The organism is Enterococcus sp. AZ128, assembly GCF_051714485.1.
Taxonomy (GTDB): domain Bacteria; phylum Bacillota; class Bacilli; order Lactobacillales; family Enterococcaceae; genus Enterococcus_A.
This window is the reverse complement of record NZ_JBIORZ010000003.1, coordinates 212,525-233,911: the sequence shown is the minus strand read 5'-3', so window position 1 is coordinate 233,911 and position 21,387 is coordinate 212,525. Positions and strand designations below refer to the sequence as shown.

General features: G+C 40.7%; 18 protein-coding genes. 15 read left to right on the top strand and 3 right to left on the bottom strand.

The genetic code is table 11. The annotated features are described in order from the left end of the window. Positions 1-92 precede the first annotated feature (92 nt). The 4 genes from smc to gshAB all read left to right on the top strand — a co-directional run bounded on the left by smc (position 93) and on the right by gshAB (position 8,581). Positions 93-3,686: a chromosome segregation protein SMC gene (gene smc / locus IGI38_RS19850; protein ID WP_438733619.1), complete on the top strand. Its 3,594-nt coding sequence runs from the start codon at positions 93-95 to the stop codon at positions 3,684-3,686. Then, on the top strand, positions 3,683-4,501 hold the full coding sequence (locus IGI38_RS19845; protein WP_438733618.1) for a Cof-type HAD-IIB family hydrolase: 819 nt from the start codon (positions 3,683-3,685) through the stop codon (positions 4,499-4,501). Before smc ends, IGI38_RS19845 begins: the two co-directional genes overlap by 4 nt. A 26-nt stretch (positions 4,502-4,527) precedes the next feature. Further along, entirely contained in the window at positions 4,528-5,913 is a 1,386-nt protein-coding gene (ftsY, locus tag IGI38_RS19840; protein WP_438733616.1) for a signal recognition particle-docking protein FtsY, read from the top strand. Positions 5,914-6,319: 406 nt separating this feature from the next. Beyond that, a complete protein-coding gene (gshAB, locus tag IGI38_RS19835) occupies positions 6,320-8,581 on the top strand; it encodes a bifunctional glutamate--cysteine ligase GshA/glutathione synthetase GshB (protein WP_438733614.1) in 2,262 nt (753 codons plus the stop codon). Positions 8,582-8,612: 31 nt separating this feature from the next. Here the strand turns inward: gshAB and IGI38_RS19830 are convergent, their stop codons facing one another. Together IGI38_RS19830 and IGI38_RS19825 are read right to left on the bottom strand one after the other, a co-directional pair. Next, entirely contained in the window at positions 8,613-9,158 is a 546-nt protein-coding gene (locus IGI38_RS19830) for a TIGR00730 family Rossman fold protein (RefSeq protein ID WP_438733613.1), read from the bottom strand. Next, positions 9,158-9,559 (bottom strand): hypothetical protein, encoded by a 402-nt coding sequence (locus IGI38_RS19825; RefSeq protein WP_438733612.1) that lies wholly within the window; start codon positions 9,557-9,559, stop codon positions 9,158-9,160. The genes IGI38_RS19830 and IGI38_RS19825 overlap by 1 nt, the downstream gene beginning before the upstream one ends. Before the next feature lie 132 nt (positions 9,560-9,691). Here IGI38_RS19825 and IGI38_RS19820 point away from each other — a divergent pair, with 132 nt between their 5' ends. From IGI38_RS19820 to IGI38_RS19770, 11 genes are all read left to right on the top strand, one after another. Next, positions 9,692-10,591 (top strand): metallophosphoesterase, encoded by a 900-nt coding sequence (locus IGI38_RS19820; protein ID WP_438733611.1) that lies wholly within the window; start codon positions 9,692-9,694, stop codon positions 10,589-10,591. 17 nt (positions 10,592-10,608) lie between these two features. Further along, positions 10,609-11,955, top strand: coding sequence for a hypothetical protein (locus tag IGI38_RS19815; RefSeq protein WP_438733609.1), 1,347 nt, complete (start codon positions 10,609-10,611; stop codon positions 11,953-11,955). After that, positions 11,939-12,388 carry a YaiI/YqxD family protein gene (locus IGI38_RS19810; protein ID WP_438733608.1) on the top strand — a complete coding sequence of 150 codons (450 nt, stop codon included), beginning with the start codon at positions 11,939-11,941 and terminating at the stop codon, positions 12,386-12,388. The genes IGI38_RS19815 and IGI38_RS19810 overlap by 17 nt, the downstream gene beginning before the upstream one ends. A 100-nt stretch (positions 12,389-12,488) precedes the next feature. Continuing rightward, on the top strand, positions 12,489-13,553 hold the full coding sequence (locus IGI38_RS19805) for a D-alanine--D-alanine ligase (RefSeq protein WP_438733607.1): 1,065 nt from the start codon (positions 12,489-12,491) through the stop codon (positions 13,551-13,553). A gap of 152 nt (positions 13,554-13,705) precedes the next feature. Beyond that, entirely contained in the window at positions 13,706-15,061 is a 1,356-nt protein-coding gene (locus tag IGI38_RS19800) for a UDP-N-acetylmuramoyl-tripeptide--D-alanyl-D-alanine ligase (protein WP_438733605.1), read from the top strand. Between the two features lie 331 nt (positions 15,062-15,392). Next, the gene (gene cshA, locus IGI38_RS19795) at positions 15,393-16,949 is read left to right on the top strand and encodes a degradosome RNA helicase CshA (RefSeq protein ID WP_438733603.1); all 1,557 of its coding nucleotides are present in this window, start codon (positions 15,393-15,395) and stop codon (positions 16,947-16,949) included. Positions 16,950-17,097: 148 nt separating this feature from the next. Continuing rightward, on the top strand, positions 17,098-17,448 hold the full coding sequence (acpS, locus tag IGI38_RS19790) for a holo-ACP synthase (protein WP_438733602.1): 351 nt from the start codon (positions 17,098-17,100) through the stop codon (positions 17,446-17,448). 19 nt (positions 17,449-17,467) lie between these two features. Next, on the top strand, positions 17,468-18,595 hold the full coding sequence (gene alr / locus IGI38_RS19785) for an alanine racemase (RefSeq protein WP_438733601.1): 1,128 nt from the start codon (positions 17,468-17,470) through the stop codon (positions 18,593-18,595). A gap of 552 nt (positions 18,596-19,147) precedes the next feature. Further along, positions 19,148-19,519 (top strand): type II toxin-antitoxin system PemK/MazF family toxin, encoded by a 372-nt coding sequence (locus tag IGI38_RS19780; protein WP_438733599.1) that lies wholly within the window; start codon positions 19,148-19,150, stop codon positions 19,517-19,519. A gap of 277 nt (positions 19,520-19,796) precedes the next feature. After that, a complete protein-coding gene (locus IGI38_RS19775; protein WP_438733597.1) occupies positions 19,797-20,105 on the top strand; it encodes a helix-turn-helix domain-containing protein in 309 nt (102 codons plus the stop codon). Beyond that, a complete protein-coding gene (locus IGI38_RS19770) occupies positions 20,080-20,298 on the top strand; it encodes a hypothetical protein (RefSeq protein WP_438733596.1) in 219 nt (72 codons plus the stop codon). The genes IGI38_RS19775 and IGI38_RS19770 overlap by 26 nt, the downstream gene beginning before the upstream one ends. Before the next feature lie 25 nt (positions 20,299-20,323). Here IGI38_RS19770 and IGI38_RS19765 read toward each other — a convergent pair whose 3' ends face one another. After that, the gene (locus IGI38_RS19765; protein WP_438733898.1) at positions 20,324-21,361 is read right to left on the bottom strand and encodes a sortase domain-containing protein; all 1,038 of its coding nucleotides are present in this window, start codon (positions 21,359-21,361) and stop codon (positions 20,324-20,326) included. Positions 21,362-21,387 lie beyond the last annotated feature (26 nt).

The following is a 21,387-nucleotide window of genomic DNA, read 5'->3' as shown; positions in this document are numbered from 1 at the left end:
GCTTAGCGAGCAATCTTGAATTTAGGTGCACAGCAATTACGTTTGCTGTGCAAGTTCGTGCAGCTTTTTTATGAAATTTTAGGAGGAACATTTTGTATTTAAAACGAATTGAGATCGCTGGCTTCAAATCATTTGCTGATCGGACTAAGATCGACTTTGAACAAGGTGTGACAGCGGTCATTGGACCAAATGGGAGCGGGAAAAGTAATATTACTGAGGCAATTCGCTGGGTTTTAGGGGAACAATCTGCGAAAAGCTTGCGTGGCGGCAAGATGCCGGATATTATTTTTGCTGGTTCGGAATCTCGCAAGCAGTTGAATATAGCGGAAGTGACGGTTGTATTAGACAACACCGATCAGTACCTGCCGCTGGCCTTTAGCGAAGTTAGTGTGACAAGACGCTATCGCCGAACTGGCGAAAGCGACTTTTTTATTAACAAGAAGGCTTGTCGTTTGAAGGATATCCAAGATTTATTTATGGATTCCGGTTTAGGAAAAGAATCTTTTTCAATTATTTCCCAAGGAAAGGTCGAAGCGATTTTCTCTAGCAAGCCCGAAGATCGCCGTGGAATTTTTGAAGAAGCTGCTGGTGTTTTGAAATATAAACAGCGAAAGCGCAAAGCGGAACAAAAACTTTTTGAGACAGAAGACAATCTAAGTCGAGTTCAGGACATTATTTATGAATTAGAAGATCAGCTGACTCCTTTAGCTGCTCAAAGTGAAGCGGCTAAGGAGTTTTTAACGCTCAAAAAGGAATTGACTGCGACGGATGTAAGTTTAACAGTAGCTAAAATAAAACAGACGCGCGATGCTTGGCAATCAGCGAAGAATGATTTTGATGAATTGTCCACGACAGTTGAAGAAAAGGGACGGTTTATTCAACAAACGGAACTACAGCTGGGAACCCTGCGTGAAAAGCGAGGTTCGCTAGATGAGCAGTTAGACACTGGTCAGCAGCAATTACTGCACTTATCTGAAGCTTTGAAACAAGCGGAAGGACAAAAAGAATTATTGAGCGAACGCTCAAAAAACACTCAAAAATCTAGCGCAGAATATCAAACAACCTTAAACGAACAACGTAAGAAAAAAACTGAGGCGCAAGTAAATCTACAAGACATTCAAGTGCAGCAAACTGAGAAGCAGACGGAAAAGGTTTTACTAGAAGAAAAAATCAAAGAATTAACTGAAGAAGCAGAAAAGTATAAAAAATCTCCAAAAGAATTATTGGAAGACTTACGTGGTACATACGTTGAATTGATGCAAGAATCAGCAAATGTCAGCAATGAGTTGAAATACTTAGAACGTCAATACACTCAAGAAACAGCAAAAAACCAACAGAGTATGACGCGTTATGAAGCTTTACGAGAACAATTAGAAGAGTTGACAGCACAACAAAGTGCAGCAGAAGCTAAGAGTCGTGCTCTAGAAGTGCAGTTGACAGAAGAACAAGAAAATTACCGTCACTTGGCAGAAGAAAAAAATGCGGCCCAGCATCAGCTGCAAAAAGAACAACAGCTGATGTATGATTTGATGAGTCAGGTCCAACAAGCACGAGCACGACAAAAAAGTTTGCAGGAAATTCAAGAGAATTATAGCGGATTTTATCAAGGTGTCCGAAGTGTCTTGCAACACAAAGAGCAACTAAGCGGAATCGTTGGTGCAGTCGCAGAGCTGATCCAAGTACCTCAAGAGTATACATTGGCGATCGAGACGGCTTTAGGTGCATCAGCGCAACACATCATTGTTGAAAACGAAAAAGATGCGCGGCAAGGAATCACTTTCTTGAAAAAGCAACGCAGCGGACGTGGAACGTTTTTGCCTTTGACGACAATCAAACCACGTAGTTTAGGGGCTAGTCAGTATCAGGCAATCAAAGATGAAGACGGTTTTTTAGGTGTTGCTAGTGAGTTGGTGTCATTCTCAGAGAGTGTTGCGTCGGTTATGCAGAATCTATTGGGAGCGATCGTGATTGCGAAGGATCTGAATAGCGCCAATCAGCTTGCTCGGCAATTAAGATATCAAGTTCGGGTGGTTTCTTTAGACGGAGATGTGATGAACGCTGGCGGATCCATGACTGGCGGTGCCACGAAACAAGGAAATCGTGGGAATTTGTTCAATCAAGGGCATGAGTTGGAAGAATGGACAAAGCGTTACGAAGAAATCAATCAGGCATTGCAAATGAAGGAAAAGTTTGTTCATGAATTGCAAACAAAAGTGGCAGAGCAGACGGATGCGTTGGAAACGTTGCGTTCCAAAGGTGAACAAACGCGTTTAGCCTATCAAGAAGCGCAGAGCGATGAAGAACGCGTTAGTACTGAATTAACCCGTTTACAAAAAGAGCAAACATTGTTCTCTTATGAAGCGAAGGAGTTAGAAAGCTTCTTAAATGATTATCAAACGCAAAAAGAAACGCTGGAGATTCAGCAAACCGAGTTAAAGGCACAGCAAGAGCAGATCAACCAAGAGATTCAACAATTGAATGAAGAGAGCGATCAATTAGAAGAAAAGCGTGCCCATATTAATACTGAACTAAGTCGTTTACAAGCAGATTATGCGGTATTAGATGAACGACTGCTGTATTTAGAACGACAGATTTTAAGTTTTGAAATGCAGATTGATGAGTTGGATGGCCAAATCACAAGTCTGGAAAATCAACTATTGGCACTTTCTAGTGACTCATCAGACCATGAAGAATCCGAAGAAAGCCTCAACCAACGACTGACGGAATTGGCTGTTGCTCGAGAGCATTTACAAGAGCAGCTGAACCTATGGAAAGAAACGCGTCAGAGCCTGCAAAATCAGGTCGATCAGGCAGATAGCGACTTGACCGAGGCCAATCGTGAACAAAAACAATTATTAGCACGCCAATCGCAAGCTGATGTTCAAAAGAATCGTTATGAATTGAAATTGGATAATGCATTGGCTTATTTGCAAGAAGAATACAGCTTGACCTTTGAAGGAGCGGAAGCGCAGGCAAATCCTGAAATTGATCAACAAATGGCGCAAAACGAAGTCAGCCGGTTAAAACAGTCAATCGAAAAGCTAGGTCCAGTTAATCTAAATGCGATTGAACAATATCAACAGGTCGAAGAACGTTACGACTTTCTTACGACTCAACGAGATGACTTATTATCGGCGAAAGAACAGTTGTTTGAAACAATGGATGAGATGGATGATGAGGTCAAAACTCGTTTCTATACGACTTTCCAGGCGATCCGCGAAAAATTCAATGTAGTTTTTCCGAATATGTTTGGTGGTGGTCGAGCAGAACTAGTATTGACAGATCCTGATGATCTACTAAATACAGGGATAGAAATCGAGGCGCAGCCGCCAGGTAAGAAATTGCAAAGTTTATCATTGCTTTCTGGTGGTGAACGAGCATTAACAGCGATTGCTTTATTATTCTCAATTATCCAGGTTCGTCCGGTACCATTCTGTGTCTTAGATGAGGTCGAAGCTGCTTTAGATGAAGCAAATGTTTCGCGCTTTGGTCGTTATTTAAGTGCTTTCCAAAACGACACGCAGTTTATTGTGGTTACTCATCGTAAGGGTACAATGGAAGCGGCGGATGTGCTCTATGGAGTGACGATGCAAGAATCGGGCGTTTCAAAAATTATTTCGGTACGCCTTGAAGAAGTAAAAGAAGACGGGAAATTCCAAATGAAGGAAGGGGAATTCTTAGAATGATAAAGTTAGTTGCGATAGATTTAGATGGTACATTATTGACAGATGTAAAAACGATTTCCGATACAAATAAAAAAATATTGGGCGAAGCAAAAGCGCGAGGAGTCAAAATCGTGATTTGTACGGGGCGTCCTTTGATTGCAATCAAGGATTACTTAGCAGAGCTGGATTTACTTGATGCGGATGATTACTCGATTACATTCAATGGTGGTCTGATCCAAACAAATACAGGAGAAATTTTAGGGAAAACAGCAATGGAGTTGGCAGAGGTAAGACATCTCCATCAGTTGTTAGCAGAACTTGACTTGCCGATGGATGTTTTGTCTGACGCGTTGTGTTTTCAATTTGAAACAGCGACCGATCATCCTTCGATCTATCCGGCGTTGAATAAGGCACTGACCTATGTTCCGAAAACGCTTGACGCATTAACAGAAGATACGCTGTACAATAAAGTTGTTGCAGCAATTGATGCTGAATATTTGGATCAAAAGATCCAGTTGATTCCAACGGAAGAATATGATCGTTTTGAGATTTTCAAGACTCGACCAAATTTATTAGAATTTATGCCAAGAGGTGTAACAAAAGCTTTTGGCCTTTCAGTATTAGGACAACATCTTGGCATCGAGGCACATGAAATGATGGCCTTAGGTGATGAAGCCAATGATTTGTCAATGATCAACTACGCTGGTATGGGAGTAGCGATGGAAAATGCGACGGACGGTGTTAAGTCTGCTGCAAATTTTGTGACTAGAACCAATCAGGCTGATGGCGTTGCACATGCCATTCAGAAATTTGTATTTGATGAATTGAATGAATAGACTTATTTGATAAGGGGGGATTTTAAATGGGATTATTTGACCGCATAAAAAAAGCCTTCACTGGTGAACAAAATGAAGAGCCTGAAAAACAAGAGGAAGTCGTTGAAGATAAAGAGATCTCTGATACCGGAGATGGTGCAGAAACAAAAGATGTAACGGAAACACCAATTACAGAAGATGCTGCTGCTGAAATGACTGAGAATAGTGACGAAGCGATTGAAGAAGTACTTGAGGAAACTGCGGAGTCGTTAGATACACCTTCGCAAGAAGTATCAATGTCAGAACCAGACAGACTTGAAGCAACAGAAACGGTTGAAACTTTTGACGATCTGGCGGGAACTAGTGAAGAAACACCAGTTGATCAGGTGAACGTTGAAGAAAAAGCGACAGAAAGTGAAACTGTGGAAACACCAGTAGAAAGTGAAACAGTGTCAGAAATCATTGATCCAGAAGATGCTGTGGAAACGAATGAGACGGTTCAAGAAAAATACGATAAGGGTCTTGAAAAGACGCGTAAATCGTTTGGCGATCGAATGAACGAATTGTTTGCTCGTTTCCGCCGAGTGGATGAAGACTTTTTTGAGGAGTTAGAAGAAACCTTGATTGGTGCCGATGTCGGTTTCGATACGGCCATTAAATTGACAGATTCACTAAGACAAGAAGTTAAATTGAAAAACGTGAAGAAGCCCGCTCAGGTTCAAAATGTCATTATTGAAAAGTTAGTTGATATTTATGAAGCGGAAGGTGTCAATGAAAATAATAAGATCAATCTGCAAGATGACGGATTGAGTGTGATACTATTTGTCGGCGTTAACGGAACTGGTAAGACGACTAGTATTGGTAAATTGGCAAATCAGTACAAAAATGAAGGGAAAAAAGTTCTGCTGGCAGCCGCTGATACTTTTCGTGCTGGTGCGATTGATCAACTCGTAGTATGGGGTGAACGTTCTGGCGTGGAAGTTGTACGGGGAAATGCTGGCGGCGATCCTGCTGCAGTAGTTTTCGATGCGGTGGACAAGGCCAAAAAGGAAAACTATGACATCTTGTTGATTGATACGGCGGGACGTTTGCAAAATAAAGTTAATTTGATGAATGAGTTGGAAAAAATCAAGCGAGTAATCCAACGAGAATTTCCATCAGCACCACATGAGGTATTATTGGTTGTTGATGCGACGACGGGACAAAATGCTTTAGTCCAAGCACGTCAATTTAAAGAAACAACGGATGTTTCGGGACTGGTCTTGACTAAACTTGATGGTACCGCAAAAGGTGGGATCGTTCTGGCGATCCGCAATGAATTACATTTGCCGGTGAAACTTGTTGGTTTAGGTGAAGGACTTAATGATCTCGAAGCGTTTGATTCGAATGATTTCGCAGTAGGACTGTTTAAAGGTTTATTGAAAGAAGAGTAAAAAAAGAACTGTTGAGAAAATCTCAGCAGTTCTTTTGCATGTCTTGAAAATGTGGTGGAACGTGTAAACTGATATTATTTTGACGCGCGTTGGCATCCATTATTCTATGGACCTCGTCGCAATGGAATTGATGCTGGCGATGTGGGCGCAACATCTCAAAATTTTTTGGCTCAGTTTTCTGACATAGATGAGACGTATCATTTATCGTTGATTGTTTTTCTTTGTGCATATGCGAGGCCTCCATTCTTTTGTTAAAAACGTGCAAGCTGCGATTACTTGTCGATTAATTATATTGTTATTATTATTTAATCATATTTTCATCTTTAATACTATCCTTTTTTTAAGCATTTCCGTTCTGTTTCTGGGTGTTCTTCTATATAATGTAGCTTGGGAGGGCTATGGACAAATGAATACAAAAAAAATGATGGCACAAGAAAAGGTAAGACCTTTTTTGTTGCAAGCGCGTTATGGTATTGAAAAAGAAAGTCAACGGGTCACATTGAATGGTGATTTAGTACAAACAGATCATCCAGCCTCTGTAGGAAACCGGGGCTTTCATCCTTATATTCAAACAGATTTTTCTGAAACACAACTAGAATTGATTACACCAGTCACTGAATCAGTTGATGAGGTGTTGGCCTATTTAGAAGCAATTCACGATGTGGCACAACGTAGTATGTCAAAAGATGAGATGATGTGGCCATTCTCCATGCCGCCGGTGCTTCCTGAAAAAGAGGAAGATATTCAGATAGCGAAACTGGAACGTCATGCGGATGTTCTATATCGTCGCTATTTGGCGCGGGAATACGGCAAACGAAAACAAATGGTGAGCGGGATTCATTTCAATTTCGAATATGGTTTAGACTTAGTTAATCAATTGTTTTTAGCACAAACGGAAGAATTTTCTATGGAGAATTTTAAAACCCGTTTATATATGAAAATTGCCCGTAACTTTTTACGTTATCGCTGGCTTCTAACTTATTTATTTGGTGCAAGTCCATTAAGTGAGGATCGTTACTTTGATGATGAAGACCGCCCGAAAGAGCCAGTCCGGAGTATTCGAACTAGCCAATATGGGTATGTGAACAAGCCTGACGTGCAAGTATCATATGAAACGTTAACTCGTTACAGTGATGATTTGGCGGAAAATGTTGCGCAAGGGCGCTTGTCAGAAGAAAAAGAATTTTATGCACCGATTCGTATGCGAGGCGGAAAAAAGGTGGCGGATCTTTTTCATACAGGGATTCGATATGTAGAGTTGCGTAATATTGACTTGAACCCTTTTGACCGTGTGGGGATAGACGCAGATGAAATTGAGTTTATTCATTTATTTATGCTTTATTTGTTATGGACGGACGAAAAATTATCAGCTGATGAATGGGTTGCAGAAGGCAATCGTATTAGTGATGAGGTTTCGTTAGAGCATCCCACGAAACCAACAGGTCATTTAGCGGAGGGGCAAACGATTTTTGCTGAAATGCTGCAAATGGCTGATGAACTAGAGTTAGAGAATACGGATTTGATTAAAAAGTATCAAGTTTGGCTGGAACATCCAGAAGAAACTTTGGCGGCGAGAATCCTTGCGTTAGATGAAACGGAAGGTCAGGCTGCAGTGGCGACGGAACTAGGCCGCAAGTTTTATGATCAGGCTTGGCTACACCCATATCAACTGGCTGGATTCCAAGAAATGGAATTATCAACACAAAACCTCTTATTTGATGCAATTCAAAAAGGGATTGAGACTGAAGTATTGGATCGTCAAGATCAGTTCGTGAAGTTGCAGCATAATGATCATCAAGAATTAGTAAAGAATGGGAATATGACCAGCAAAGATACGTATATTGCGCCATTACTGATGGCGAATAAAACGGTCACTAAAATAGTCCTAGCTCGCGCAGGATTTCGTGTGCCGGACGGTGAAACGTTTGGTTCAATCGAAGCGGCGAAAAAATCTTATCCTCGTTTCGCTCAAAAAGCTTTTGTGATCAAACCAAAATCAACGAATTATGGTTTAGGTATCACAATCTTTAAAGGGGAGACAGCGATAACTGATTTTAATGCCGGTTTGGCGATTGCGTTTGCTGAAGATGAAGAAATCATCATCGAAGAGTTTCTTCCAGGGACGGAATATCGCTTTTTCGTAATTGATCATCAGGTGAAGGCGGTCTTATTGCGAATTCCTGCAAATGTTATTGGTGATGGTGAGCATACGATTGAAGAACTGGTAGCCGAAAAGAATACGAATCCTTTACGTGGAACAAATCATCGGTCGCCGTTGGAAAAAATCCAGTTAGGTGACTTAGAACAATTGATGTTGAAGGAACAAGGTCTACGGATCGATAGTGTTCCTGAAAAAGATCAGCAAGTCTTCTTACGCGAAAACTCCAATGTGTCGACTGGTGGAGACTCGATTGATGTTACGGATGAGATCCATGAAAGCTACAAGCAATTAGCGATTGATGCGGTGGAAGTATTAGGTGCAAGTATTAGCGGAATTGATTTGATTATCCCAGATAAAGATAAACCCTATGAGACACAAGAAGATTATGGGATTATCGAGGCTAACTTCAATCCGATGATGCATATGCATATCTACCCATACATCGGCAAGAGCCGTCGCTTAACTGTAGATGTGCTGCGCTTCTTATATCCTGAAATGGCTATCTAAAAAATAATCCACGCGGCTTAGCCCGCGTGGATTATTTTGTGTAATAACGTTGAATGAAGGTATCGATTTCGGAAAGTGAGTTAGAAAACAAAACTAACTGACGATCGATGTTGGATAAAAACTCTTTTTCTACCATCTGATCAAAAAACTCTCGTAATGGACGATAATAATTTTTTACATCAAAGAAAATACAAGGCTTATTATTTTGTCCAACGCGCGCCCATGAGTAAGCTTCGCTGATTTCTTCTAATGTACCGATCCCGCCTGGTAAAGCCAAACAAACGTCCGCCTGTTGCATCATAGTTTTTTTACGTTCATCCAAATCATTGACAGTAATCATATGAGTTAAGCCAGTATGGAGGCGTTCGCGATCTTGTAAAAACTTTGGCATGATCCCTGTTACTGTACCACCCAATTCTAAAACGCTATCAGCTACCGCACCCATTAACCCCAGTTTGCTGCCGCCATAGACGAGTTCATGATTATTCTCAACGATCCAAAATCCTACTTTTTTTGCGGCTTCCTGATAGGCTGGCTCAGAGCCTAAATGTGCGCCGCAGTATACAGCGATTCGCATTACTTTTCTTCCAATTCCAGAGTTTGCTTCGTTGATTCAACAACTAAGCCAGTTTTCTCTTCCCACCAAAGCTTCATTTCTTTTTCGTAAGTGTCAGGAAATTGGGCTACGGTATCAATTAGAGGTTCTTCTTGAAGTGTAGCATAGGGATAATTCATCGCTAAATTCAATTTCAATTCTTTCAATAAGCTATAATATTGGAACATCATGTAGTACATTTCTTCGTCATCGCCACTGGCTAAAACTAGAGCAGCACGATCCAGCATGAATCCGAGACTGCGCATCATAAATAAAAACGCAGGAATTTCTTCTGCTTTGATATCATTGACTTCTTTTAAGATATCCACGTGTAAATCAAGCGCTTGCAATAAATCGGTTTGAAGGTTCTGGTAAGTAGCCATTATAATCTCCTCCTTAAATTCTTTCTTTAAAATAAGTATAGCACAGACCTCAAAAATCCTGCGGCTGGATTCAGCATTTGACTCGCATTATTGCAGTGATTTGTGTAAAGTAGACGGGAAGGAGGCAGTGATATGGGTAAATTAGCTGTGATTACGGATCTACATGCAGATATTAATCACTTCGGGGAAGCCGAATTGACAAAACTTTTTACGCTGTTACGCGAACAAGAGGCGACGCGTCTGCATTTTGCTGGAGATACTGCCAATAAGATCGACGAGACACTGGCAGTCAATCAATTTTTTCGCCAGCGTGGGATACCAACGACCTTCAATCTGGGAAATCATGAGATGGGCAATATCAAAGGGGAACAGATGATTGAACATTACCCTGACAGCCATTTTTTAAATTTGCGTTATCTGCCGCTTAATCAACGAACGGTATTGCTGGGTTTTAATGGGTGGTATGATTATGGATTTTCTGAATTGAACGATTCGCAGCAGATTCGTTCTATTAAAAATATTTATTGGTTTGATCGGATTATTGAACGTTTTTCGGACGATCAAACAGTGGATCAAGCAATTTTGCGACAATTACGTAGTGTACTGGATGATTTAGCGCGAAAAAAATATCAAGTTATTTTAGTCACGCATTTTGTGCCAAAGGAAGAGTTTATCGTTCATTTAAGTGGCAAATATCAAATCTGGAACAAACTGAATGCTTTTTTAGGCTCGCAGGCGTTAGGTGAATTATTGGATCATTATCCAAATGTTCAGCATGTTGTTTTTGGACATACCCATCGTCGCTTCGAAGATCAAATGATCCAAGACACGATCTATAGCTGTCGTCCGTTGGGGTATTATTATGAATGGGGGATTACGCGGGATTTTGTACTGGATAATCAATTGGCAGAGATTTTTATTCCAATGAAAATGCGGAGCTTATTGAATAAGCATCAGGCGGAATTTACCGCATATAAAGAGAAACATTTAGTCGAGGAATTTCGAAAAGCGATGACTTTGATTCCTTACTAATGGAAGGATATTTTTTGATGGAAACAATTAAAAATTTTTTACGACAGTTTACACAGACGACACCCTTTGTTTTAGCGAATACGATGATCGTCATTCCTTATTTATTATTTATGCATTTGTTTGATGTGCGATTGTCGGTCACCGTTTTACCCTTTGTTTTATTCTACACATTTCGAGTCACAGGAATTTTTTTGATTCGCGGGCTTTATCGTTCCATTGATCAATACACTTTGCTGATGGTTTCGCTTTTACTAGGTGGCATCGGCGCCTTTTTAACTTTGATCGGGGCTTTACATTTTACATTCTATTTATTTGGCAGTGCCCTTTTAGGGCTGAGTGCTGCTTGGTTGCCGCCGGCGAATACAAGTGTGAATTTTTTTGAAAAAACCAAGGGCTTTCAACCAATGAGCAGTCGGCATTATCTAGTTGCGTTGATTGTCTTATTACCCTTATTCTTTGGGACGACGCTCGTTTTTCCTGTACAAGCGGTGATTGTACCAAGTATTGTTACACTTTATTATGTATTTGCTTACCATACAGTAAAGCATTATCCGCATTATGAGATGGATTTTAAAGAGTTGACGAAGCATGTTTTCTCTATTTCAGAACTGATTTGGTTCATTCTATTTTTTATTGCCCTTTTTCTATTACGGAGTGGTCGATTGTTGTTTAGCGAATCGTTACTGAATCAAGCGATTCTTTTATTTGCTGGTATTTTTATGGTCGCTATCCTTGTAGTCAACCAAGTTAAAAATCGCTGGAAGCTTCCATTTTGGCAAAATGCGTTGACTTTTCTTAATGGAATGCTGGGGAATTTCATTTTTCTTTTTGGCGCTTTTTACGTTGCGGTATATAAAGGAGCGGCTTCCCAAGGAATGTATCTGTTTCTACCTTATCTTTTGGGAGTGATCAGTTCATTGGTTTTAGCCGGAAAGGTTCGTAAATATTTCAAAAATGAGTTGCTTGTCCAAATTGCGGGCCTATCAGTAGGATTGTTGCTGTTAAGTGTGCGGTTCCTATTCCCATTGGCAATTTTTGTTCTGACATTTTTTCAAAAGGGAACAAGTGCTTGGCTGAATCGGCTGTACTATCAAACGGAAAGTATCGACACACAACAACGTCTGACTGCAAAATATTCGACATCGAATAAAGGAAGCATTACCCATCAATTCATTTTGATGTTTCTAATGCTCGTAACGTTACAAATAAAAAATCTGCCGATCAAAGATATTTTTTTGTTGCGCAGCTTGCACACACCAGAAATCCTTGCCACAATGGACATAGTTAAATTTATCTCGATCTTGATTTTATTAATTGGGCTTTGGCTGGCTGGAAGGAGTGGAAAACATGCGTTTGATCATTGACGGCGATGGATCGCCGGTAAAGGATACAACTATCACAGTTGCTGAAAAATATGCGCTTCCGGTAGTGATCGTAACTAGTATTGATCATTATTCAAAAAAGGAGTATCCAGATTTTGTAGAATTTATCTATGTTGATCGCGGTGCCGATTCGGCGGAATTCAAGATTGTGTCCGTCATTCACTCAGATGATATTTTGATTACTCAAGATTACGGACTGGCCTCTTTGACATTGGCGAAAGCAGCTCATGTTTTACATCAAACTGGTTTGGAATATACTCAGATGAACATCGATGCCTTGTTGACACAGCGATTTATTGGCAGCAAGATGCGCCAAGCAAAACAACGCACGAAAGGGCCCAAACCATTTACTAATGAAGATCGATCACATTTTAAGGGTGTGCTGGAAAGCTTGATTCAACAGTCTTTATTGTAATCTAAATGATAGGCTTTGTAATACTTGTAAAATTTCTTTTTGGGGATTTTGATTTTTGTGCTAAAATGTTAGGGATCAGAAAGTAATGGAGGATATTCAGTTGAAAATTATTTTACTTTATGGTGGGAAAAGTCCAGAACACGATGTAGCAATTTTGTCGGCCTTTTCAGTTATTTCTGCGGTTTATTTTGACTATTATCAAGTACAACTTATTTATATCGATAAAACCGGCCAATGGGTCAAAGGCCCATTGTTAACGGAAGCACCAGAAACAGATGAAGCGTTGCGATTAACTTGGGATCCAACTGGACATGAGGTTGAAGGGTTCAACGGCAAGGTGATTGCTCCCGGCGATATCAAAGAAGACAACGCGATTGTTTTTCCAGTTTTGCATGGACCTAATGGTGAAGATGGAACGATTCAAGGATTCTTAGAAACTTTGGACATGCCTTATATCGGTGCCGGTGTGATGACCAGCGCTTGTGCAATGGACAAGATTATGACTAAATATATTCTGCAAGCAGCCGGTATTCCACAGGTTCCTTATGTGCCAGTTTTGAAAAATCAATGGAAAGAAAATCCAAAACAAATCTTTGACAAATGTGAAGGGACGTTATTGTATCCAATGTTTGTCAAACCAGCTAATATGGGCTCGAGTGTAGGGATTACAAGAGCGGAAAATCGTGAAGAACTACAAAATGCTCTTCAAGAAGCGTATCGTTACGATTCTCGTGCCTTAGTCGAGCAAGGGATTGACGCGCGTGAAATTGAAGTTGCCGTTTTAGGAAATGATGATGTACGAACGACTTTACCAGGTGAAGTTGTGAAAGAAGTAGCGTTTTATGACTATAATGCGAAGTACATCGACAACACGATCCAAATGGCGATTCCAGCAGAAGTACCAGAAGAAGTGATGCAAAAAGCACGAGATTATGCCAAATTAGCGTACACAATGCTAGGCGGATCAGGACTTAGTCGTTGCGATTTCTTCTTGACCAATAAAAATGAATTGTTCCTGAATGAATTGAATACGATGCCTGGATTCACCAAATTTAGTATGTATCCATTATTGTGGGAAAATATGGGATTGAAATATGGCGATTTGATTGAAGAATTGATTCAGTTAGGTACGAAGCGTTACGAATTGCAGGCTGCCTTTGAATAATTAACTATCTGTTTAAGCAGCAAGCAGAACTTGAGACATGATTCGGTATGAATGATGTTTCAAGTTCCTTTTAACGTCGGGCTTATCAAACTATTAATATATGATGGTAGGAAGTTTACTGTAGTCAGAAACAAAAATTTGGGAGGAACACCATGAATTTTACAACGACAATCATCAGCAAGGCCGTTCAAGGGGAAGTACTGACGGAAAATGAGGTGACCGTTACTGGTGTCGAATTCGATTCACGAAAAATTGAAGCCGGCGATCTGTTTGTTCCGTTACAGGGAACAAATGATGGCCACGAGTTTGTATCAAAGGCAATTGAAAACGGAGCGACTGCAACGTTTTGGAGCAATGATCCAGCGACTGCACCTGAAGGTATCGCAGTAATCTTAGTTAAGGATACGCTGTCAGCCTTTCAAGCGTTAGCAAGCTACTATTTATTAGAAGAAAATCCAGATGTAATTGCGATTACAGGCTCAAATGGAAAAACCACGACTAAAGATATGACTGAATCGGTCCTTAGCCAAAAGTTTCGGACGTATAAAACACAAGGCAATTACAACAACGATATCGGCTTACCTTACACGATTTTACACATGCCAGAAGGAACGGAAAAGTTGATTTTGGAGATGGGGATGGATCATGCTGGTGAAATCAGTGTCTTATCAGAATTAGCAGAACCTGATGTTGCGGCAATCACGATTATTGGTGAGGCCCACATTGAAAACCTGGGTTCACGTGAAAAAATCGCGGATGCTAAGATGGAAATAACCACAGGATTGGCGTCGGATGGTCTGTTGGTTATTCCTGCTGATGAACCGCTATTAGAAGATCGTACCCATTCGCTCTCGCAAACAGTGGAAACAGTCGGCATCCAAAAAGGTGATTTGTCTGCTACAATTTTGAATGAGAATAAAGGAGCGACCGTTTTTTCAGTTGATGATAATGGGTATCAAATTCCATTACCTGGCAGTTATAATGTGCAAAATGCATTGATTGCGATGGCGATCGGTCGCTGGTTCGATGTAAGTACCGATGATATTTTTCAAGGTTTGGCCTATGTTCAAGTTACTCAGAATCGCACAGAATGGTTGAAAGCCAGCAATGGGGCGGATATTTTGAGCGATGTTTATAATGCTAATCCCACAGCGATGGGCTTAGTCTTAGATACCTTTGCAAAATTACCGACGGAAGGACGTCGGTTAGCAGTTCTAGCAGATATGCTGGAGTTAGGCGCAGATTCATATGCTCTTCATGTTAATATGGTAGAGCATATCAATGATCAAGACTTTCAAGAAATTTATTTATATGGCGATGAAATAAAAGGTCTGAAGCTAGCCTTAGCGGATCGTTATCCAGCATTGTCGGTTCATTATTATGCCAAAGCGGATAAAGCTCAAATGCTACAAGCAGTCAAAGACAGTTTACAACCGACGGACAGCATCGTATTGAAAGGCAGTAATGGGCTAGTCTTAATAGAGGTCGTTGAGGCATTGCAGAAATAGTGAAAACTTGCAGAAAACGAAATGATGTGCTAAAATGAGCCATTGCCGAGAAATGAAGTAATGATTGAATGAGTCATCCAATAAATTAAAGATTCGCTAGCGATTGTTTCGTTGGCTTACCAATTATTTTTGAGAAGCGGTTGGGGCATTTTTCAGTTGAACAATGTCTCAGCCACTTTTTGTGAGAGATGATCCTTCCGCCTGACTTCGCGGAGCGGTTTTTCGGTAGTATCGCCAAGGACGGCAACTAAAGGGACAGTTGCAGACTGAACGTGGATACCAAACCATACGCTCTAAATGATAAGGTCAACAGACATTAGGAGGATATCATTTGAAATTCAAAGAACTAAAATTATCACCAGAACTATTGATTGCGGTTGAACGCGCAGGTTTTGAAGAAGCAACACCGATCCAAGCACAAACAATTCCATTAGCATTAGATGGAAAAGATGTTATTGGGCAAGCACAGACAGGTACTGGTAAAACAGCCGCTTTCGGATTGCCGATGTTAAACAAGATTGACGCAACGAAAAATGTTTTACAAGGACTAGTTATCGCACCAACACGTGAATTAGCGATCCAAACACAGGAAGAATTATATCGCTTAGGCCGTGATAAAAAAATTCGCGTCCAAGCTGTATACGGCGGCGCAGATATCGGTCGTCAGATTCGTGGATTGAAAGATCGCCCACAGATCGTAGTAGGAACGCCTGGTCGGATGCTGGATCATATCAATCGCCACACCTTGAAATTAGAGACCGTTGAAACACTTGTCTTAGATGAAGCTGATGAAATGTTAAACATGGGCTTCTTAGAAGATATCGAAAAAATCATCAGTAAAGTCCCTGAACAACGCCAAACATTGTTGTTTTCAGCAACGATGCCTGATGCAATCAAGAAAATCGGCGTTAAGTTTATGAAAGCTCCTGAACATGTGAAAATCAAGGCTAAAGAAATGACGGCTGATTTGATTGATCAATATTATGTTCGAGCAAAAGATTATGAAAAATTCGATGTCATGACTCGTTTGTTTGACGTTCAAACCCCTGATTTAGCGATCGTTTTTGGTCGTACGAAGCGTCGTGTTGACGAATTAGCACGTGGATTAGAAGCTCGCGGTTATAAAGCAGAAGGAATCCACGGCGATTTATCACAACAAAAACGAATGAGCGTATTGCGTTCGTTTAAACGTGGGGATCTTGACATCCTTGTAGCAACAGATGTAGCTGCTCGTGGGTTAGATATTTCAGGTGTGACACATGTGTACAATTACGATATTCCACAAGATCCAGAAAGCTATGTTCACCGTATTGGTCGTACTGGCCGTGCTGGTAAAGGTGGTATGTCAGTGACTTTCGTTACACCAAACGAAATGGGTTACTTGCATGTCATTGAAAACTTGACGAAAAAACGCATGAATCCGATGCGTCCGCCAACCGAAAAAGAAGCCTTCAAGGGTCAATTAGGTGCGGCAATGGAACAAATCCAAAGCCAAATGGAAGAAACTTCCGATAGTTTAGAAAAATATAATGAGTCTGCGCAGGAATTATTGGCAGCTTATTCTCCAGAAGAGTTAGTCGCATTGTTATTGAAAACAACGGCTAAAGATCCTGCAGATTCTGTGCCAGTAAAAATCACGCCAGAACGCCCATTGCCTTCAAATAAAAAAGGCGGTTTCAATCGCGGCGGTGGCGGCAAGCGCGGCGGCGGTAATAACCGTGGCGGCGGCCGTGGTAAAGACAATTACCGTAAAGATCGCGGCGGCGACCGTGACCGTAACAAAAACAAAAATTACGGCGGTAACAAATCACGCAGCAACAACAAAAATACAAATCGCAATAACGACAAAAAACGCGGATTTGTGATCCGTACGAATACAAACGACTAGTTCACGCATAACTGTCAAAGCCATCGATCTTTTTGATTGATGGCTTTTTTCTTGATATAAAGGACTTTGAATGAATTATTAAAAAAAAATCGTAGCATTTAAAGAAGTCTTTGGTAAAATAAAGATGTTACTTGAAAGGGTTGAGAGTATGATTAAAGGAATCGGGATCGATGCGACTGAATTGGAGCGGGTCGCAAAAATCATTGAACGCCGTCCGCATTTTATCGAACGAATATTAACTCCAGCGGAACAGACCCTTTTCGCTAGCCATTCTCCTCATCGTCAGGTAGAATTTCTAGCAGGACGGTATGCATGTAAAGAAGCTTTTTCCAAAGCTTGGGGAACCGGCATTGGAAAAGTCAGTTTTCAGGATTTAGAAATTTTACGTGATGATCATGGTGCACCCGCCTTTACAAAATCACCTCATCAGGGGAAGGTTTTTGTCAGCTTGACCCACACAGAGGAACTAGCAATTGCACAAGTATTGCTAGAGGAATAGAAAGAAGGACACTTAGTTTATGGTTGTAACTTATCATCGACCTACAAGAGCCATCATACATAGGAAATCATTGAGAGAGAATATTAAAAATGAAATTGATCGTTTGCCAGAAGGATTTGAATTATTTGCTGTAGTTAAGGCAGACGGCTATGGCCATGGAGCAATTGCTACCGCACAAATGGCCCTATCAGTAGGAGCGACTGGATTTTGTGTAGCGACATTAGATGAAGCGATCGAATTACGAGAAGCGGGAATCACTGAACCGATCTTAGTGTTGAGTGTTGTATTTCCAAGCTATTTATCATTGGTTGTCGATTACGATCTGTCGTTCACTGTTGCAACTAAAGAATGGTTGATTGAAGCTCAAGAAGTATTGAAAGACTTAGAAGAAACGACGGCGCCGATCAAAATTCATATCAAAGCAGATACTGGGATGGGACGTATCGGTTTTCTAACATCAAAAGAAGTAAAGGAGGCAGCGGAAATAATTGAAGCGTCACCCAATATGATTTGGGAGGGATTGTTTACTCACTTTGCGACAGCAGATGAAAAAGATACATCTTATTGGCACAAACAAGCCGACCGTTTTAATGAAGTAATTGATGCGTTGGATCATCTGCCGCGTTACGTTCATTCAAGCAATAGTGCGACAGCGCTATGGCATGATAAAGAAATGCCGGGAAATATGATTCGTTACGGTGTAGGAATGTATGGCCTGAATCCTTCAGGTCACGAATTGCCTGAGACCTACCCGTTAAAACCGGTGATGGAATTAGTGTCTGAGTTGATCCAAGTCAAAGAATTGGCTTCGGGCGAAGGTGTAGGATACGGAAAAACCTATGACACACCGGAAAAAGAATGGATTGGAACGATTCCGATTGGTTATGCGGATGGTTGGTTGCGGAAGATGCAAGGATTCTCATTGCTAGTGGATGGTGAGTTCTGTGAAATTATTGGTCGGGTATGCATGGACCAATTAATGATCCGTCTACCGCGAAAGTTTAAGGTAGGAACAAAAGTCACGTTGATCGGTAGGAACAATGGGCAAGAAATCACGATGCAAGATGTAGCAGATCATCTAGGTACGATCCATTATGAGGTGTGTTGTATGCTTTCGGAACGTGTACCGAGAATTTATCAAGAGTAATTGCAAAAAGTATTTCTAAACTTTGAGAGGATGTCCACTCCTCTTTGTCAGTTTCTCTTCACGATTTATTGCGATTAGAGAAATGGTATGCGTAGCGACAAATAAACATTATTTTTCATGGGTTTAGAAAAATAATTACTCTAAGAGGAGTTAGCTATTTTACGTGTAGAGGAATGATATACGGCATGAACATCGAATCATTTTTTCTTTAAAAAAATGATTACATTAAAAGGAGTAAGGATGTCAGTTCCTCTTTTCGCAGTAAATACCGCTGAGCGCTAGGATCACGAAACAAATCTCACAAGGCAAAAAGTGTGTAGAGGAATGATATACGGCACGAACATCGAATCATTTTTTTCTTTAAAAAAATGATTACATTAAAAGGAGTAAGGATGTCAGTTCCTCTTTTCGCAGTAAATACCGCTGAGCGCTAGGATCACGAAACAAATCTCACAAGGCAAAAAGTGTGTAGAGGAATGATATACGGCACGAACATCGAATCATTTTTTTCTTTAAAAAAATGATTACATTAAAAGGAGTAAGGAGAATATTATGGTTAAACGTGGTGATATCTATTTTGCGGATTTATCGCCAGTCATTGGTTCTGAGCAGGGTGGGATTCGTCCGGTGTTGGTGATTCAGAATAATTTGGGTAATCACTTTAGTCCAACAATTATCATTGCTGCGATTACGGCAAAAATGGCGAAACCTAAATTACCAACACATATCGGGATCAAATCAAATGGGACCGGAATTGAACGAGATTCGGTCATTCTGTTAGAGCAGATTCGCACGATCGACAAATGTCGTTTGAAAGAAAAAGTTTGTCATTTAGATCGTTGTTTGATGGCAGAAGTTGACGCCGCTTTACGGATTAGTGTCGGCATCGAGACAATGGCGGCTGCCACATCAAATCTTACATAAAAATCAGCTTTGTTGATTTGTCAGGTGACGGTTCTGCTTTTTTTGCAGTTTTTGGTTGAAAGAGAGAAATGGTATTATTATTAAACAGCTGTTTAGCTGAATCGTACACGAAATGAAATGAATATTTTTTAGAATTAGCTAGTTATCAAGAACGCAACGATCTGTTGCGTTCTTTTTTCGTCTCTTCAACGAATCATCTATCAATGATTTGTAGTAAACTCGAAGTTTTCCATTGTATAATATATGTAAGAAGAGAGAAATGAAAGGGAGGAGGACAATGGTTGAGATCGGTGAACAGCTTAGATATTTTCGTCAAAGGAAAAGAATGAGTCAAAAACAAATTGCTGAACTATTACATGTCACTCCGCAAACAGTCTCTAAGTGGGAGTTGAATAAGAGTGCCCCCGATTATGATCAGTTGATCGCCCTTAGCAAACTTTATCGAAAAAGTATTGATGTTCTGTTAGGACAAGCCAAACCCAGTTTTTTAGATTATTTAGCTGATTCACAAAATTTTAGAAATCAGTATGGAATACCTAGTGCAAATGGGGGAGAGGATGATGGAAGAAAGGATCCGAAAGATTAATAAGCTGCTTTTGATTACCTATAACTTAGGCGGGTCATGCTTGATTGTGATAGGTAACCTTAGAGGGATTGGCGGACCGCCAGGATATATACCAACAGGAATAAAGGTTGTGACTGCGATTGTTTTCCTGACGATGCTCATTGCTCATATTGTTCGTTACTCTATAGAAAGAAAAATAAAAAGAACAGGCTGATATTTTTCCTATCAGCCTGTTCTTCTTATGCTTGCGCAAAAACGATTAGATTTACTGAGTCTCCGAGGCACGTTTGCAGGGTGATTCGCTCGCCTCCGCCGGCAGAAGTGATTTGATCCCAGTTGTCTAGACCAGAATTGATATCTCTACCGCTGTCATCAACGTTGATTAATCCATTGACTATGTAGGTAGTTGGATTGCCGACACCATCGGTAACTGTGATGGCATCACCTGCGCTGAGAGATAATACTGGTGAAAAAATTCCGGGATTGTGTCCAATAAAATGAGTATTTTGATTATCTGTTCCAGATTGTGTAGGATTTCCGCCCCAAGTTGCGGCGATAGAACCGCCATTAATGACTCCTTGCCCACTGCCTTGTCCGGCATTTATATAAGGCAGAGATTGGCCGTGAAAAGAAAGTTGATTTGGTTGAGTTGCAGGTTGCGGAGCAGGTGTCTCAACAACTGGTTGTGCTGCTTCTGGGGCCGCGGCTTGCGGCGTACCTTGTGTAGATTGCTCTTGATCTAATGGAGGTGTGCTGCTTTCTGGTGTACTCTCTGCAATTTGTGGAGCTGCTGTGGAAGAACTGGGTTCTGTTTGAGACTGTGGTGCTGAACTTTTGGCTGGTTCCTTTGCGGTCTCTTTTGAGGTGGAAGAGGTAGGTGGTTTGCTTTCGGTCGTCTCTTTTTTTCGGATTTTTCTTTCTTTTACGATAATAAGGACCGTTCGTTTGGCATGATCCTCATCGTTTTTTGCTGTTAAGGTCAAGGCGTATCGTCCTGGATCATTAGCGTTGACATCCGTATAGTTCATTTTGACTGGCTGGTATTCATCATCAACAGCTTTGTAGTATTGTTCCGGACGAAAAGAATCAGTAGTTGTAATGGTAAGAGTGTCTTCACCGTGAATCGTCACTTGATTTTCTTGTTGTGCATTTTTTTCAATTTGTGTCTGAGCGCCAGAAATAGATGAAAAAATGATCGGTCCAAAAAATAATAGGAAGCATACAATAACAACGGAAAAAATGAATGACTTTCTTCTTGATAGTTTCAAGGAAAACACCCCTTTTTCTACTTTGATTAAATGAT

Excerpts from the sequence above, each read along its gene's own strand:
- IGI38_RS19845 (WP_438733618.1), top strand. The coding sequence starts at position 3,683 with ATGATAAAGTTAGTTGCGATAGATTTAGATGGTACATTATTGACAGAT.
- ftsY (WP_438733616.1), top strand. The coding sequence starts at position 4,528 with ATGGGATTATTTGACCGCATAAAAAAAGCCTTCACTGGTGAACAAAAT.
- gshAB (WP_438733614.1), top strand. The coding sequence starts at position 6,320 with ATGAATACAAAAAAAATGATGGCACAAGAAAAGGTAAGACCTTTTTTG.
- IGI38_RS19830 (WP_438733613.1), bottom strand. The coding sequence starts at position 9,158 with ATGCGAATCGCTGTATACTGCGGCGCACATTTAGGCTCTGAGCCAGCC.
- IGI38_RS19825 (WP_438733612.1), bottom strand. The coding sequence starts at position 9,559 with ATGGCTACTTACCAGAACCTTCAAACCGATTTATTGCAAGCGCTTGAT.
- IGI38_RS19820 (WP_438733611.1), top strand. The coding sequence starts at position 9,692 with ATGGGTAAATTAGCTGTGATTACGGATCTACATGCAGATATTAATCAC.
- IGI38_RS19815 (WP_438733609.1), top strand. The coding sequence starts at position 10,609 with ATGGAAACAATTAAAAATTTTTTACGACAGTTTACACAGACGACACCC.
- IGI38_RS19810 (WP_438733608.1), top strand. The coding sequence starts at position 11,939 with ATGCGTTTGATCATTGACGGCGATGGATCGCCGGTAAAGGATACAACT.
- IGI38_RS19800 (WP_438733605.1), top strand. The coding sequence starts at position 13,706 with ATGAATTTTACAACGACAATCATCAGCAAGGCCGTTCAAGGGGAAGTA.
- acpS (WP_438733602.1), top strand. The coding sequence starts at position 17,098 with ATGATTAAAGGAATCGGGATCGATGCGACTGAATTGGAGCGGGTCGCA.
- alr (WP_438733601.1), top strand. The coding sequence starts at position 17,468 with ATGGTTGTAACTTATCATCGACCTACAAGAGCCATCATACATAGGAAA.
- IGI38_RS19780 (WP_438733599.1), top strand. The coding sequence starts at position 19,148 with ATGGTTAAACGTGGTGATATCTATTTTGCGGATTTATCGCCAGTCATT.
- IGI38_RS19775 (WP_438733597.1), top strand. The coding sequence starts at position 19,797 with ATGGTTGAGATCGGTGAACAGCTTAGATATTTTCGTCAAAGGAAAAGA.
- IGI38_RS19770 (WP_438733596.1), top strand. The coding sequence starts at position 20,080 with ATGGAAGAAAGGATCCGAAAGATTAATAAGCTGCTTTTGATTACCTAT.